Below are 520 nucleotides of genomic sequence, written 5' to 3' on the forward strand. Positions count from 1 at the left end.
GGAAACGATTCTCCATAGAAAGGAGGTGATCCAGCCGCACCTTCCGATACGGCTACCTTGTTACGACTTCACCCCAATCATCTATCCCACCTTCGGCGGCTGGCTCCTTGCGGTTACCCCACCGACTTCGGGTGTTATAAACTCTCGTGGTGTGACGGGCGGTGTGTACAAGACCCGGGAACGTATTCACCGCGGCATGCTGATCCGCGATTACTAGCAATTCCGACTTCATGCAGGCGAGTTGCAGCCTGCAATCCGAACTGAGACCGGCTTTGTTGGGATTGGCTCCATCTCGCGATTTCGCAGCCCGTTGTACCGGCCATTGTAGTACGTGTGTAGCCCAGGTCATAAGGGGCATGATGATTTGACGTCATCCCCACCTTCCTCCGGTTTGTCACCGGCAGTCTATCTAGAGTGCCCACCCGAAGTGCTGGCAACTAAATATAAGGGTTGCGCTCGTTGCGGGACTTAACCCAACATCTCACGACACGAGCTGACGACAACCATGCACCACCTGTCT

1 rRNA gene is annotated in these 520 nt (G+C 55.0%); it reads right to left on the reverse strand.

Annotation, left to right across the window (positions count from 1 at the left end):
- Positions 1-18 precede the first annotated feature (18 nt).
- Positions 19-520, reverse strand: a 16S ribosomal RNA gene (locus tag FE296_RS00230); the annotation flags it as partial.

The sequence above is a fragment of the Paenibacillus sp. UASWS1643 genome (assembly GCF_008693195.1).
GTDB classification, from domain to species: domain Bacteria; phylum Bacillota; class Bacilli; order Paenibacillales; family Paenibacillaceae; genus Paenibacillus; species Paenibacillus amylolyticus_B.